We start from the raw sequence: 15,981 nt of genomic DNA on the forward strand, positions 1-15,981 counted from the left end.
TGCGGGGGAAAGAATGGCTTCAGGCCTGAGCGGCTCGACGATCAAGTCCTGGTTTCAATATCGTTGCGAACGCAAGACGCGCTACGAGATCATGGACCCGTCCGAACTTGCCGCGATACCCGTGGCGAAGGATCAGCGTGAACAGCCTTGGGCAACGCTCGGCGTCGATTATGAAAACCGAGTTGTCGCCCGACTGGCGCGCGACGCGGATGTTCTGCGTCCTGGAGTGGGCGAGGAAAGCCTGCTTGAGCGACATGCCGTCGCCTTCCTGCGCGGCCAGGGACCGGCGACCTACGCCGCGCAAGTCAATCTGCGACCGCGCGGACTTCCGACCTTCGTCGGCGGCGCGGACATCAAGCTGCGCCGCTCCTTCGCTGATCTGATCCGGCGCGAGGTGCGATCCGGCCAACTTCACTTTACCGTCATCGACATCAAGGCGACGCGGGCGGCGCGGGCCTTTCACAAGACGCAGGTCGCCTTTTACGTCTTGCTGTTGCGTGCAATGCTCGACGAACTCGGCGTAACGGCAACCGTCGAGGCGGTCGGCGAGATCTGGCGGATTCCTGATGATGGGGACGCTGAAGGCAATCGCTGGACCGCCGAACCGTTCGCGCTCGGTCCCTATCTGCGGCTTGTCGAAGACTTTTGCCGGTCAACGCTGCCGGCGATTGCCGAAAAGGTGGTCGCACCCGGGCGCGACGAGACCTTTTTCCACGTCTACTTCAAGTGCGAGCAATGTTCCTATTTGCCGCACTGTATCGATGCGGTTGGTCCGGGCCGGCCCGCTTATGCGCGCGACGTGTCAGCGGTCGCGGGGCTCAGCCACGAAGCGAAGCGGACGTTGCTGTCGATCGGGGTCGGCACCGTTGCCAGTTTGGCAGACCTCGGCGCCGGTGTCGGTCGCATCGACGGCGCGGGCTGGTCGCTGTCGCGCCGGGCCGATCAACTCGTCAGCCGCGCCCGTGCGCTACGTGACGACGCTGTGCAGCCTGGTCCGGACCCCCACAGTTTTCTCATGCCGCCAAGGGCAGATGCGGCGATCTATCTGGTGGCGGACAATGATCCGGTCGACGACACGCTCGTCACGCTCGGGTACCGCTATGTCGATGGGACGGGCGTCCGCGAGCATATCGAGGTCCTGGCGACGAGCGATCGCCGCAGCGAGGCCGATGCGCTGGTGTCGATATTCGGGCGCTTGGTCGTCGATCTCGAAGCGATCGACGCGCACAATGAAACGGTCGGCGACCCAAGCGATCCTGCCAGCCGCTTCGCCCACATCTTCCTGTACGAAGCAACCGAGGCGCTGGCGCTGCAGAATGCCGTGAAGCGGCATCTCGACGACCCCCGCGTCCGCACGGGGCTGTTGCACATGGTGCGCCTGTTCCCCCCCGACGAGGTCGTGCCAGAGCCAGAGTTTCGCGGCATGCAGCATTTGCCCGCAACCGCGCTCCGCAGCGTGGTCGAACAGGTGCTCTCGCTTCCGGTGACGGTTTCCTATGATCTTCGCCAAGTGTCCGGAGCGCTGCAACGCGAGGGAGCGATCGGCATCGCCTATCAACCAGGGCCAGCCTTCGAACGACCGTTTTCCTCGCTGCTTGCCCTCGATGTCAGCCGCCACTTGCGCGAGGGGCAGGGTAAGGGCCCCGATATCGACGCGATCCGCGCCGACGTATCCGCCCGCTTGGGAGCCACGCAAGCCATCGCCGACTGGCTGCGCGCCGAGCATTGGCGCCGTGTCGATGCGGGCGGCCCACCGATGCTTCGATTGAACAAGCAGCCGTTTCGGCTGCAAGCCAGCTTCAATCCACTCGACGCCGGCGATCTCGACGTCCTACGTGCCTTCGAATTGCTGGAGAACCGGGCAGGCCTGCTCGATACGATGATCCGGCTGGCGCAACCGACCCGCGTGCGCCGTGACGCCGGCCGGGCGATCGGTCCGATGCGCCTTCTCAATGTGAGCGACAAAGGACGGTACAGCTACTTGCTCTTTGCGATCCCCCGCGAGTCCGAAGATGCCGACATTGCAGCCGGCACCATGGGCTTGATCCTGAGCGATGGCGATCCCGACTATGTGCTCGAGCCGCGCCTGTGGCGAACGATCGGCTGCGATATCATGTCGCCATGGAGCGGCGATGCGCCCAATCTGCTGCGCCTGCGCATGTTTCGACCGAACTTCACCGATCCGATCTTTCAGGAGGTCAAGCGCCGCGCCGGCCAGGATGGCTGGTGGCTCGACCAGAGCTTCGTCGATTTCAATTCACCCAAGGCCGACGCGTTTCTTCAGTTCCTCGGCGCCCAGGTGCAGCCATGAGCACGCGCGACGACATTCTCTCCTTTCTTCGTGACCCGCGAGGCTTTGCCGCCACGGCGGCCGACCGTGATTTATGGACCGAATGCCTCGAGAGCTTCGCGATCCCATCGATCGCCGCCAACGCCGACCGCCCACTCCGTCCAGCTCAGGATAGCGCGTGGCGCGGACTGGCGGACCAACGCGTCGGCCTTGTCCTCGGGCCGCCTGGCACCGGCAAAACGCATCTGCTGTCGTGGCTGATCACCGGCGATGGGGCAACGCGTGCCTTGCATCAGCGCCCTGCGCGAACCCTGGTGACTGCCTTCACCAAGAATGCGGTGGGCAACGTTCTGGATGCCGTTGCCAAGCGACAGGCATTGCACGACCCAACTGCGCCCGCCCCAATCTTCTACGGGGCGCCTCCCGGCGGCGGCCTTTCGGCCGGCGTGCAATTGATCGAGCGCGGCGATGAAGCCGAGGTTGAGCAGCAGCTTGCCAGTGGCCGTGCTGTTGTCGGCGCGACGATCTGGTCCCTGTACCGGCTGATCGCCTCGGGCGTCCTCCCGACGGTCGATGGCCCGACGGCGCCGCTCTTCGATCTGATCTGCATCGATGAGGCCTCGCAGATGGTGCTTGGCCAAGGCCTGATGGCGCTTGCGGGAATGGCGCCAAATTGCCGTATCGTTGTGTCCGGCGACGACCAACAATTGCCGCCGGTGCGATCGATGCGCTCGACCAAGATCGAGGATCGCGAGATGGGCGGCTCGCTCTACGCCTTTCTCAAATCGGCCAATGCCGCGGAATTTCCGCTGGAAGAGACGTTTCGGCTCAACGCGCCCCTCGCCAACTTCCCCGAGCGGAAGTTCTATCCCGGGCGTTATGTCTCGGCTGCCCCAGATGCGCGGCTCGCGCTCAAAGCAGGATGGCGAGACGACTTAGACATGGTCTCGCGCGTCGCGCTCGACCCGGCGCTCCCCATCGTTGTGCTCGTCCATGACGGGCCGGCGGCGGCAACCTCAAATCCGTTCGAGGCCAATCTTGCCGCGAAGTTGACCCTCGAACTCGCCGATCGGGTCGAGGGGCAGGGCGGACCTGTGACCCCGGCCGAATTCTGGACCGAGATCGCAGCGGTCGTCAGCCCACATCGCGCGCAAAATGCAGCGATCCGCGCCTTGATCCCCGCTGCGCTCAAATCGGATGCATTCGTCGAGACCGTCGATCGCATCCAGGGCAAGGAACGCGACGCGATCATCCTGTCCTATTGCGTTGCCGACCCCGAATTCGCGCTTGCCGAAGCCGAGTTCATCTTCTCGCCCGAGCGCCTGAACGTTGCCTCGACCCGCGCCCGCACGAAATTGGTGCTCATCATCAGTCGGCGTCTGCTCGAAGCGGTACCGGCTGAGCAGGAAACGATGGATAAGGCCGAACTGCTCCGCGAGTTCGTCTATTCCTGCGGGTTCGTCGCGGAAACCGTGCTCGACGGCCCCGGTGGCCGGAAGATCCGAACGCAAATCCGCGCCCGCGGCTTCGATGGCGATCCGCTCGATGTCGACCTGACGCCTGACGCCGTGGTCGAGGCCGACGTGCCGGAGATGACCCCGGCGCTCGAAGGATTGCTTGCCGCGATACAGCGCGTCTCCGCCAGCAATGACTATGGTTCAGCCACGCTCAGCCAGGTGCGTAAAGCGATGGCGCTCTCCGCCGAGCCGTTCGCCGACGCCCGTACCTTGCACCTGCTTGGCTGGATTTCGCTAGAGCAACTTGAAGGGAAGTTCGGACGCTATTGGCGCGCCAAGCCGTTCGAGGCTGCGCGGCGTGTCTATCCGATCGATATCGACACGGTGCGCGCACGCATCGCCACTGTCATTCGCGAAGGCCGAGCCGGCAAATACTGCTTCTACGATCGTGCCCGAGACCGGTTCGCGTGGATGTCGGAACAGCAGGACGACATCTTCCTGCCGGTCATTCAGGCATTGCAGGGCGAAGGGCTGCTGACCATCGGCGCAACTGGTGGCGCGATGACCCTTGCTATGACCGCGCCCGCGACGGAGAACGAGGACATTGAGCCCGATGCGCCGTTGCCCTCGATCTCGGACAACGACTATCGGGTGTTGAACCGCCTCGAAGGTCTCGAGGTCGCCCGCATCAATTTCGGCATTTTCGACAGCTGGACGTCGATCACCACCCTTAACCGCGACCTGCGGTGGCGGGACGAAGATATGGTCGCGGCATTGGCGCGGCTCGAGGCCCATGGGCATGTCATGCTCGCCGAAGATGCGCGGGTCCGCAGTCGCGTCGCCGAACTGGCGCGCGAAGTCCGCCACGTCAAACAGCGCTTCAAAACCGACGATGCCAATGATCGCCCCTTTCTGGTCCGCAACCTGAAGGTCGAACTTCGTGACCGCAACAAGCCGGTCCGCAACCGTGCGATCCGGGCGGTGTTCGACGAGGCGATCGCGGCGGCCTCGCCCGCCCAGGCGCAAGGACTGGAGGGGCTGTTTCGCGCACTGGCGAGCCAGTGGGGCGAAACAGCCGCGCTCGCGGAGTTCCAGCGCAAGGGCCTGATCTACGGCCTTGAGGCGTGGCGCGGGGAAAGTCCTTCGGCAATCGCGATTGCCGCGGACACCGGCTCGGGCAAGACCGAAGCTGCGGTCCTGCCGCTGATTGCCGGCGCTCTCGGTGACGCGCTCGAGGGCGTGCGCGGTGTGCGGGCAATCCTCGCTTATCCGCGCATTCGTCTCGCCGCCAACCAGGCGCAGCGTCTCGCAGGCTATCTCGCTGCCTCCGCCAGCATTCCCAACCTGCCAATGCTCACGCTTGGCCTCCAGGTCGGCGACGTGCCTGACAGTTTTGACAGGATGCACGAGCGCTATCGCGACGTCTGGCGGCCCGCCGGGCCAACGGCGTTCGAGTTCCCCTTCTTTGCGTGTCCATCCTGCGGCCAGGGATTGCATCTGCGCGCCGGCGCCGGGCGCGACGGCGCCGATGCGCTCATTTGTACGACGGGAGACTGGCGCTATGACGGTTGGATCGGATCGAAGGCGCAGTTGCGCGAGCGTCCGCCCTCCCTGTTCCTGCCGACCACCGACAGCTTGCATCAATGGCTGCATGACCCGCGCTACGGTGCATTGTTCGGCGACGACCCGCGCTTTGCGCCGCCGCGCGCGCTGCTCGCGGACGAGATCCACCTCTATACCCACATCCACGGTGCGCAGGTTGGCATGGCGCTGCGACGCCTGGCCGCGCGCGCCGAAACCAGTGGCGCCGACACGCGGCCGCTCGTCGCGATCGGAATGAGTGCGACCGTTTCTGATCCGGCTGAGGCCTGGGGACGGCTAATCGGTCGTACCGACGTGCGGATCATCCGTCCGGAAGCCGCGGAACTGGAAGCAAATCCGCGCGGTCGCGAGGTCTTCTACTTCATTCAGCCCGAAGTGGAGTCGCGAGGCGCCGACATCGCGGGGGCCTCGACAACCATCCAGAGCCTGATGTGCCTCGGGCATGGCATACGCCGCCGCACCGGCGAGGAAGGCGGGTACCGCGGGCTCGTCTTCTTCGATTCGATCGACAAGATGCGTCGACTACACGGCGCTTATTCCGACGCCGAGGAAGGCAAGGAACTCGCCGCGCTGCGGATATCTGATTATGGCGACGATCCGACCGGCCAGCCCCAGACCCGGTGCTGCAAGGAGCCGATCGGTTGCGACCGTTTCGCCGACGGCGAATGCTGGTGGTTCGCCGCCAACGACGCCCGGCAATGCGGCGCCAACGGCCGCCGGGTCGCCGGCAGCCCGCTGCGTGTGGCGCGCACGCCGATCTATTCCGGAACCAGCAGCGACGCCGAAGCGCTCGTCAAAGGGTCCGACATCGTCTTTGCCACATCCTCTCTTGAGGTTGGCTATGACGATCCGGAAATCACCCTGGTCTATCAGCATTACGCGCCGCAGAATCTGGCGAGCTTCATCCAGCGCAAGGGACGCGGCGGCCGGGGCATCGACGATCGTCCGACTACTGCGGTCACCCTTTCCATCTATTCCCCGCGCGACAGTTGGTGGTTCAGGCGCCCGGCCGAGATGATCGCGCCATCGGGGTTTCGCATTCCGCTCAATCCCGACAATTTCTTCGTCCGACGCGGCCAGGCACTGACCACGCTGCTTGACGGTATTTCGCGCAGCCTCGGTCGCGGCGCTGTTCTGGATCCGGGTGATACGCCCTCGCGCGCGATCCTGATGGAAGCCGGGCAACTCGTTGAAACTGTCTTCGGTGCGGGTATCTGGAGCGAGTTCGGCGTCGCCGACGCTGCCGGCTTCTGGGCCGCCGCCATAGCGTCACAAATTGGCGCAGGGGGCCACTTTCTAAGTGAAATGCGCCGCAATTTTCGCTGGGCGCCCGACCTGCTGTTCGACACCATCAACCTCCCGTCGCTTACCGTGGGCGGTCCGGGCGTCAACGGCGGTGGCGGCGAGGATATCGGCCTCGCTCTTGTGACAATCGCGCCTGGCAATGCGACACGGCGCTACAACGCATCGATCGTCCATTGGCGGCCGCCCGTACATGGCCGTGCGCCCTGGCTCGCGGCCGACGATTATCAACACGCCGAACGCACACAATTGCGGTCAGACAGTACCGCGCTGCTCGCGGAACTTCCAAGCGACGTTCGCGATGCGCTGGGCGACATTCACACCGATCTGTGCCGACCGACGGTCGCCACCTTGCAGCAACTCGGTTGGATTGCCGGCGCTCACTGGACTCCCGAGATCGGCTTCGACAGCGATCGCGACCCAGCGATCGTGCCGCTCGACCCTCACGCGATGCCGCTGCGTCACGATAGCAACGCAAGCCTGTGCGGGTTCTTGCTGGTCCAGGCCGATCCAGCGCGTGCGCGAGACGTCGGCACCACGCCACATGCGTGTTTCTCGCATGTGGCGGCACATATCGGCGACGAGGTTGCAGGCCACCCATCCGGTCTTGAGGTTGCGCGCGTATTCTGGGGGGCAGACGCCGAACTCAAGTTCGACAGCCGCGGTGTCGATCTCTTGAGCATGTCCCAAATCTTTACCGATCCTGTCACCGAACGCACGCTTCTGCACGGCTATCAAGTGCCGACCGAAGGCCTCCAGTTCGTTATCGACGAGCAGGCGATCACAGCCTGCGTGGAGAGCATTAAGGCTGCATTTGGCGAAGCGGAAGGACAGCAGCGCTGGCACGAAGCCCAGTTCCTGCGCTACCTCGTCGATAGTCGCAGCCGCGCGATCGGTATCGCGGGCTATGATGCTCGCTTGGGTGCCGACATTATCGCTGCCGCTGCCTCCCATCCGACCTTTGCACCACAATTGCGCCGTCTTGCGCGCTTTTGGTCACCTTCAGCGCTTGCCACCTTGTTCGAGGACGTGCGCCAGCAGTTGCTAAGCCAGCATCCCCTGATGACCATCACCCGCGTCGCCCGCGCCGCGTTAACTCTCAGTGACGACGCCTTTCACACCGTGCTGAGCGAGGCGCTCAAGGACGTCCGCGATCCCGTCGCTATGCACGGGTATCTGCGCTCCGCGATTGTTCATTCATTGACCGTGCGGCTGAAGCTGCTCGTGACGCAGGTCGGGCAGGGCGATGAACGACAATTGCTCGCCCATACGAAGCTTCCGTTGCAGTTCGGTGCCGACGCCGGCAATCGCATCACGATTTGCGAGGCGGGAGCGCACGGTGATGGCACGGTCCGCGGCGTGATCGACAATTGGCCCGCTTTGCTGGACCTTGTCGCCGATGGCTATCTCGGGGCGTGCCCCAACGCCGATGAGGATGCGATGGTCAGGCGATTTTGGGCAATGCCAGATCGGCATGATGTCTGGCGAACATTCGATCCGCGTGACCCTGCCGCACTTGGCGGTATCGCACAGGAACTTGGTGCGGCGGCGCCTTCCGACGCGGGCCCTGTGCTACCGCAAGTGCTGGTCCGTACCCTGTTCGCACAGGAGGCGGTCGAGGCGGAGCCTTTCGCCCTGTACGATGTCGCCGCCGACATCGAGCAGGTGCGGAGCGCCGCCTTTGGTTCGCTCGACCGACCGGTGCTGGGATGGGAGTTGGCGTCGGCAGCGGTCGATGCCGCATCTCAGGGCACCGCTCCAATACTCAAACGTCTGTATGATGCCTACGCCGCGCTCGATCGCAACGCCGCTGGTTCGCTCGGACCGGAAGCGCGGCTCGCCGAGCAAGTATTCCGTCTGTCAGCGCCGCTCTGTGCCGATGGATGCCGAAGCTGCGTTCACCAGGCCAGTGATCTGATGAGCGACAGTCTTGCCGAGGCCAGCGTCAGCCGGTCGTTGCTCCAGCGCTTTCTAGCTAGCGGGTCGTAATCCCGAGCCGGTCGAGCGCCGCATGTTCGGCGAGCCAAGCCTGGACCTTCGGCGTTACCATAGCGAGGGTCGCGCGCTTGTCCGCAAGTGCGTTGATGAATTCACCCACCTCGTCTTCGTCGATCTCGGCAGCGCGCTCGGCCTGCAGCGCATCATATTCCTTCGACAGCGTCGAAACGGCGCCGTGAAGGTCGGCGGCGGATGCCACGTTGGCCGAGTTAACGCCGTTTCGGCCGCACGCGACCAGCCGCGGGCCGAGATTGTTGGCGACATTCATCGACGTTAGCAACTCCCCCAATCCGATGAGCGGCTGATATCGCTCGCTGGCGACTGCTCGCCAATGGTCCCGAATCGAACGCTCGAGCGCCGCGATCGCCCGGCTGAGGTCGGTCGAATATTCATAGACCGCTGCGCGTAACGCCTCAGCATCCTCGGCATCTTCAAGAGCCTCGCCGACCGCTTGCGCGCACTCAATCATTTCCGTCAGCACTTCGCGCTGGTGCGCAGGCGTTCCGAATCCGGTCATGTCTGCGGTCTCGACCAGAGCAGTCATCCGCTGGATCTGGTGACCGGCCGTGCGCAATTCGGTGATCGCCTTGCCCAACCGCTCGCCAAGCGTGCGGCGCGAAACCGCTTCGGGCAATTGCTCCAGCAGCGTTTCGGCCTCGAGTAGGGCGTCGCTCATGCCTCGGTCCCTTGCGTGGCCGGCTTGGCGACCGCGGCCTGAAGGGCCTTTCCAACCGCCTTTACCTCGGATAGCGAGCCGCCGCTGCCGGCTTCGCGGACGCAGTCCTGCGCGTGATTTCGCAAATCGTCGACCGCGCGTTCGCCTGTCTGCGCGGTGACCAAGATGTCCTCGAGATCGCGCGCTGGCTGCTGCGCAAGCCAAGCCAGGCGCTGAAGCAACTTCGCCGGGATCTCCTCTTCCTCCAGCGCAAAGATCAGGGTTTCGGCCCGCGTCCCCGCGCCTTCGCTCAGTCTTACCCTTAACCGGTCATTGGCTTGCCGCCATGCCAGCACCTTGTCGGCGGCGGCGCCGGTCAGCAATTCGGCGATGCCCGTGATGCAGCGGTCGAGGCGACCGAGGTGGGTTGCGACATCCTTTCCACGCAGCAAGCCGGACAGCGTGTCTGCCCGACCCTTGATCTGCCCGAATTCGGTGCGCTCGATATGGTTGCGCTTTTCATTCCAAGTGCCGGCCAGTTCACGGGCGCGCTTGTACAGATCGGGGAGGGCGCCGTTTTCTTCCGGCACCGGGTCGCACCGCCCGGTCTCGCCCAACCGGACGATCGCGCCCATCAGTTCGCTGGAATCGATCAGCGCGCTACCGCCGCTGGTTCCGGTCGCATTATCGGTGAGATTGAGACTGATCATCGCACGAAGTTCGGTGCGCAGACGCTCATGGAAGCCCTTGGTGGCGGTGAGCCATTCCTGCCATGGCGCACTGCGGGCGCTGAAATCCGTCTCCGACAGACCCTCATCGCTCAAGATCGCGCGCATTTGGTCGGCAACGGGCGCATCGACGCTGGTCGCGCCGCGCAGGTAGGCGCGGGCGAGCAGAACCTGCGCGAATGTCGCCACCTGGGACCAGCGCGCGCCATCAGCGAGCCGGGGGATTTTGCGATCGAGATACGCGACCATGGTGGTCGCCAGCCGACGCATCATCGTCGCGAGGCTACGCCGATGATATTCAGCGTCCTCCAACGACATGCCCGTGTCGAGCCGCAGTGAAATGAACGCTTCGAGACCGTTGCGAACCCAGGGCTCTGCCGAAAGTGTGAAATAGTCGAGCTGGCGCGTGGCGGTGCCCTGCAATTTGACCATGTCGCGCGTGATCAACTTCTGGAACAACGGCGGCGGCACGCCGATCGCGCGACTGTCGATTTCCTCGACCAGGAGGAAGAGGATCTCGTTCCATCGGCTGCCATTCTGGATCGCGTCGCTGGGCGTCCAGCTTCGGATCTGCTCGCGCAGGACCTCGAGTTCGCTCTTGGTCGGCATCAACCTTTTCGGTTTGGGTGCCGAGACAATTGGCCGTGCCGGGCGAATTGGGGCAAGACCACCGGGGCGTTGCGGCGGTTCGTCTTCGTCGTCCGTCGGCGTATCGACGATCGGCTGTACGATGATGATCGGTGCAGCCGCGATCGGCGCCGCAGCCGATGCATCGTCTGCTCCGATCCACGGCAGACCGAAGGCATCAAACACCGCTCGGCTGGTACCCGCAAAGGCAAGGCCTTCGCCAAGCGACGTCGTGTCAGCCCGATCCGGATTGGCCCAATAAGCGAGCATTCGCCGCATGCGGGCGCGCTCTTCGGGTGCCTCGATCCGGTTATCGACGATCTGCTTGAGCCGAGGCGCAAGCGCCAGATCGGATCGACGATCGGCGCGAAAGGCGTCTGGCTCGATGAAGCTGCCCGGATAGGTTTTGGCGGCAAGGCTGTCGGGCTGCAGCAAATTGGGGTTCAGGATTGCTTGCAGGATACCGCGCGGCGTCTTCCAGGTCTGACCATTGTCATTCTCCTTGAGCGCCTCATAGAAGCGGTCGAACGCATGCGGCGTGAAGGGAAACAGGCCGATCCCGTCCTCGGCGCCGAAGATGTCGAAGCACACTTCTTGCCGAGGGCATTCGATACAGCGATTGGGCGGCGGCGCCTCACGGCCCTGCCGGCTTTCCGCCAGCCAGTTGTTGAGCGCAGCGGGCCCGGCGCGTACCGCTGCAAGATAGCGCACTGCGAACTGTCGCCGGGTCTCGCCCTCCCGCAACGTCGCGACATCCTGCAGACCATCGGTTGCTTTCCCGAGCCGCACCTCATGGGTGATGCGTTGGCGGTAATTGCCTTGCAGCTTGTCATAATATGCCGGCGTTACGCCGACGACCGAGATGAGCGGGCAAACCGCTTGCTCATCCGCTTCTCCGCGCGCGGCTGCATTGAACACCAGGACGTCGATCAGGCTGTCATCCAGTCCCTCCCAACTGGTGATGTCTTCGAGCAGCAGCACGAGCCGCTGCTTGCGGTCGGCCAGGGCTTCGCGCACTTGGCGAAACAAGGTCTTCAGCCCTTGCGCGGAAATACCCAGCACATTCTGAATCGCATCATTGCGCCGCAGGTTGAGTGCCTTCATCAGTGCCAGGCTCGTCGGGAACTGGTCCGCATGCTCTTCGGCTAGTTCGTCGGCGAGCCATTGCTCCTCGCGGAACACCCGGATCGTGTCGGCTTCGCGTTCGAGCCGTCGCGCCAGATCATGACTATGCGCGATCGCCGCCTGCCCGCGAAGCGGCGGGCAGAGGTCGCCGAGTTCCTGGACATCAAACAGGTCGAACGACGCCGTCGCTGAATTTCGCCCGCCGCCCGCACCTTCAAGAAGGTCGAGGATGCGTGATGGCGCTTTCCAGCCGGCCTTGACCGCCGGATGCGAAAGCAATTCAGCTGGCGCGAACGTCTTGCACCAGGCCTCGTCCGGCATCGCCCGATCGAAATGCCCCGGCTCGAGTGTATTGGAAAGTGTGCTGAGGAAGATGTTCGAGCGGCCGCGCGAGGATGTGTTCTGCCGTTGCCCAAGATTGTCGAACAGATGCGCGAATTCGATGGGCAGGCGATCACGAAGCTGGCGGAGGGCACCCTCAAGCGAGCCATCGGCGCGGCGTAGCAACAGCTTGATGTCGGTTTGATGCGGCCAGTTAACCGACAGCCAGCGGATGAGATGTGACTTGCCCGACCCTGGCTCGCCCTGGACCACGCAAAAGGCATGTTCCCGGCTCGGATCGGCGAGCGTGTCGAGAACCGCCTGTTCGTCGCGGCCGGTAAACTCGGCAGCATCGCGGCCGGCAACGTCGAACCCCTCGATTGGCGTGTGCGTGGCGAGGAAGATCGCGTCGTCGCCCTCGAGCGCCTCGGTGACAAAGATCGATCGCGCGTCCTCGGCACGCCAGCAAGCTGGGTACGGCCCATTCATTGGATCGCGCCTGGGAATAGGACGACCGTGGTGAAGGCGTCGATCGCGTGCGAACTGTCCGCGCTGAGGCGAACACGGTCCGCAGCATCGCCACTCGGCACGAGACGCAGGCTCTGGTCGTCGTGCAGATCGCGCAATGCCGCGCTCAGCAGCGGGGACAGGCGTCCGACAGGGGGCGCATGGCCGATCCGCTGACATGCCTGGACGAACAACCGGCCGCGATCGAGATAGGGCATGCGGCGGGCGACCAAGGCGACGAAGTCGCTGGCCGGCAATATTGAGCCACGCTCGATCCCGGAACGTTCGATCTCACGTAGAATGCGCGAGGCGGGCGAGGGGTAATCGGGTGCGGACCGGTCTGACGGCATCGGGAGGCCCAGGCCGAGAAAGGCGAGCCAGCGGCGCCATGCCACGGCCTTCGTCGAATTCATTTCCTTGCCGGTCAGCCCGGCATTGGCCTTGTCGGCAAACTCCTCACGGCCAGCCTGGTAGATCCATTCGAGACCGTTCTTGCGATCGCTCTCGGCGACCATCCACGCAAAACCCTCGAGCAGCGCGGCATCGCCGTCGCCCGTGTCGAGCGCGATCAGGCGGTCGTGGACCAGATCGGCGAATTGCGGAAAAGTCTCCGGCAGCGAAACGGCAAGACTGACCTGGTCGCGTGCGGAGTCGACCAGCGCCAGGCTGAGCGCGGCGTTATGCGCGTCCGACGCGAGCGTCGCCTTGGCCTTCACCTCCGCGCCGTCGCGCTCGAACCCGGGATTGAGCAGCGCTTCATAGGTAGCCCGCGGCGAGGATCCGCCCAAGGCAAACAGGCCGGCGACAAGCGACCAGACGCGTTCCGGTGTGCCTTGAGGGCTGGAGAGCAGAGTCACGCGCCGTCCTCGATCTCGGCGAGAGCGGCAAGTTGGTTTTCCGCATAGGGTGCATAGCGCGAGATGGTCTGGTCGAGCCGCCGTCCGCGAACCACACGATCTGGTCGAGAAATGATAAGGAGCGGAGAGCTGGAGCGCGCCCTAAAGTCACGGGCACGATCGATCAGCGCCTCTGCAAGGAAAGCGTCGTCTGGCAATACAATAGCAGTTGGCACATCCGCCAATTGATTTTCCCCCGTCCACTCCCGCTCGTCGATCACGAGTCCCAGTCGTGTCGCTGAATTCAGCATAAGCTGGGCAGCCTGTCTCGCCAATCCGTGCGGCAGGACAATTTGATCCACACCGGCTGCGGTAAGGCACTTGATTAGATCGGGAAAACCGCCCTCGAAATGCGGATCACTCGGCGCCACGAGCAGGGTTTCCGCGGGGAGCGCCGTGCGACAGGCAGGCCGCGTTCGCCAGCGCTGTTCCAGACCGGCCGCGATCAGGTGGCTGGGCGGGGACATGCCCGCTTTTCGGCAATAGGGGCAGCGGCCGCACGCCGGAGCGTAGGTCCGTGGCTCGATGATTTCGAACGCCGTCCGCGTGACGCAGGCCTTCGCCGGATGGCGCATGAGTTTCACGAAGGCGTCGAGATCCGCCTTGACGTCGGCCAGTTCGCCGTCTCGCACGGCAGCGACCGCTTGCCACAGCGCGTCGTCGACACCCACCAGCGCACGAGCATCGAGGATTTCCACCGTCCAAGCGAACTCGGGTTGGTCGCCCTCCACTGGCATCGACAGGACGCGCAGAATTCCGGCGCGCTGCATGAGCGTTAGCAAGGTCATATTCCAGCCGCGGTTCCAGTCGCCGGCGCGCGGCCTTAGGCCTTCGCGAAACGCATCGAGATCGATCGTCATCTGCAGATGCTCGCCGACATAGCGTTTGCCAGTCGCCGCGCTAAGCAGGCCCGCCCACCGCTGCTCGGCAAGATCGCGCGTCAACCAGCCCGAGGTTGCCAGACCATAGGCCTGTTTCACATCGCTGTCGCTGGGTCCATCGACGAACAGGCATGCCGCCAGTCCCTGGCCATTGTCCCGCGAGGCGCGCCCGATCTCCTGATACCAGCGTGCCGGGCCCTCGGGCAGGCAGGCATGAATGACCGAGCGCACGTCAGGCTTGTCGATACCCATGCCAAATGCCGAGGTTGCAACGACGATATCGATTTGATCGGCGGCCCAGGCATCGACGATCCGACGCCGGTCGCGCGGCCCCGTGTCGCCGGTAAACAATTCGAGCCGATCGAAGCCATGGTCAGCATCGGCGAGGCGCGCGTGCAATGCGGCGGCGTCGGCAATCTGCGTCGTATAGACGATGACCGGCCGGGGAGCCCGGTCAAGGAGATAATCGAGCGCCGCGTGCCGCTGGCTTTCCCAGACATAGTGAGAGACGACGATATCATGCTCGTAGCGCGGGAGACGCGCGTCGATCTCAAGCCATTCGCCGTCCAGACGCCACGCGCTGCGCAGGACGGTTCGGGCGCTCTCGGGCAAGGTCGCCGATAACAGCACGGCGCGGATCGCCGGATTGGCCCGGCGAAGCCGACCAAGCAGCGCCGGCAAGCGCTGGAAATCAGGCCGGAAGCCCCGGCCCCAGCTCTCGATGATATGAGCTTCGTCCACAAAGACATGCGTCAGACGGGCCTCGAGGCCAAACTCGGCCGAATGCGGTAGCGCCGCTTCCATGAGGTGGTCGAGCAACGCCGGGTTCAGTGCCTTTTCTGGCGACAGCAGGACAAGCGGGATTTCGCCCCGGCGAAAGCCGTTGATGATCGCTTCCGATTCCGCGAACGGCGTGTCGCCGGTGAGCGCCTTGCTCGCTTCCAACCCGCGCATGCCCGACAAAGTGCGCTCATGATCGAGCGCAAGGGCGACGGTCGGGGTGATCACGATCGCGCACGCGCCTGGCTGCGTTTCGCGCTCGAAATTGGCGGCGATCTGGAACAACAGGCTCTTGCCCGACCCCGTCGGCATGCTGACCATGAGACCCGACCCAGGCGGTTGGGTGAGCAGCGCGCGGGTTGCGGCTTTTTGCGCGATCGTTCGATATCGCTCATGCTGGCTCAACCGCAGCAATACACCGTCCGGTGACGCCGGCTCATAGGCATGACGCGGGATCGAATCGAACCGCAGGGCGGCGGTCAGCCCATCGAGGCCGGGCTGGTCGTCTTCATCGACGATGCGCAGCGCGGTATCGGAGTTGGTGCGGGCGAGCCCGAAACGCCCGAGCAAGGCATACTCGTCCAGAGTCAGGTCCAGCGGCAACGCGTCAAGGTCGATGCGCCCGCCCTTGAGACGGATCAGCGACCGTATCAGCGCCATGCGATCTGCAGGGGTGCGCGCGACAACAAGCCCCGTCAGGCACCGTGCGATGGAGCGCGCGACCCAAGTTGCGTCCCCATTCGCGCTTTCCGTAGCGCCAATGTCAGCGACTGATGCCAACGCGATTCGCCTCCCCCGTATCTATGAGACTG

The 15,981-nt window shown here is 64.3% G+C and carries 6 protein-coding genes; 2 read left to right on the forward strand and 4 right to left on the reverse strand.

Going from position 1 to position 15,981, the window contains the following annotated elements; translation table 11 throughout:
* The first annotated feature begins 13 nt into the window (after window positions 1-13).
* Window positions 14-2,311: a hypothetical protein gene (locus M2339_RS05395; protein ID WP_264606251.1), complete on the forward strand. Its 2,298-nt coding sequence runs from the start codon at window positions 14-16 to the stop codon at window positions 2,309-2,311.
* Window positions 2,308-8,640 (forward strand): AAA domain-containing protein, encoded by a 6,333-nt coding sequence (locus M2339_RS05400; protein WP_264606480.1) that lies wholly within the window; start codon window positions 2,308-2,310, stop codon window positions 8,638-8,640. Before M2339_RS05395 ends, M2339_RS05400 begins: the two co-directional genes overlap by 4 nt.
* Here M2339_RS05400 and M2339_RS05405 read toward each other — a convergent pair.
* From M2339_RS05405 to M2339_RS05420, 4 genes are read right to left on the reverse strand one after another with little or no spacing between them, the layout of a single operon-like run.
* Window positions 8,627-9,325 (reverse strand): hypothetical protein, encoded by a 699-nt coding sequence (locus tag M2339_RS05405; protein ID WP_264606252.1) that lies wholly within the window; start codon window positions 9,323-9,325, stop codon window positions 8,627-8,629. The genes M2339_RS05400 and M2339_RS05405 overlap by 14 nt on opposite strands.
* On the reverse strand, window positions 9,322-12,594 hold the full coding sequence (locus M2339_RS05410) for a hypothetical protein (protein ID WP_264606253.1): 3,273 nt from the start codon (window positions 12,592-12,594) through the stop codon (window positions 9,322-9,324). Before M2339_RS05410 ends, M2339_RS05405 begins: the two co-directional genes overlap by 4 nt.
* Window positions 12,591-13,469: a hypothetical protein gene (locus M2339_RS05415; RefSeq protein WP_264606254.1), complete on the reverse strand. Its 879-nt coding sequence runs from the start codon at window positions 13,467-13,469 to the stop codon at window positions 12,591-12,593. Before M2339_RS05415 ends, M2339_RS05410 begins: the two co-directional genes overlap by 4 nt.
* Window positions 13,466-15,829 (reverse strand): DEAD/DEAH box helicase, encoded by a 2,364-nt coding sequence (locus tag M2339_RS05420; protein ID WP_264606255.1) that lies wholly within the window; start codon window positions 15,827-15,829, stop codon window positions 13,466-13,468. Before M2339_RS05420 ends, M2339_RS05415 begins: the two co-directional genes overlap by 4 nt.
* Window positions 15,830-15,981 lie beyond the last annotated feature (152 nt).

This window comes from Sphingobium sp. B2D3C (assembly GCF_025961835.1).
Lineage (GTDB): Bacteria > Pseudomonadota > Alphaproteobacteria > Sphingomonadales > Sphingomonadaceae > Sphingobium.

Bases quoted from the DNA above. Each gene is read 5' to 3' on its own strand.
- M2339_RS05395 (WP_264606251.1), top strand. From the start codon at position 14: ATGGCTTCAGGCCTGAGCGGCTCGACGATCAAGTCCTGGTTTCAATAT.
- M2339_RS05400 (WP_264606480.1), top strand. From the start codon at position 2,308: ATGAGCACGCGCGACGACATTCTCTCCTTTCTTCGTGACCCGCGAGGC.
- M2339_RS05405 (WP_264606252.1), bottom strand. From the start codon at position 9,325: ATGAGCGACGCCCTACTCGAGGCCGAAACGCTGCTGGAGCAATTGCCC.
- M2339_RS05410 (WP_264606253.1), bottom strand. From the start codon at position 12,594: ATGAATGGGCCGTACCCAGCTTGCTGGCGTGCCGAGGACGCGCGATCG.
- M2339_RS05420 (WP_264606255.1), bottom strand. From the start codon at position 15,829: ATGGCGCTGATACGGTCGCTGATCCGTCTCAAGGGCGGGCGCATCGAC.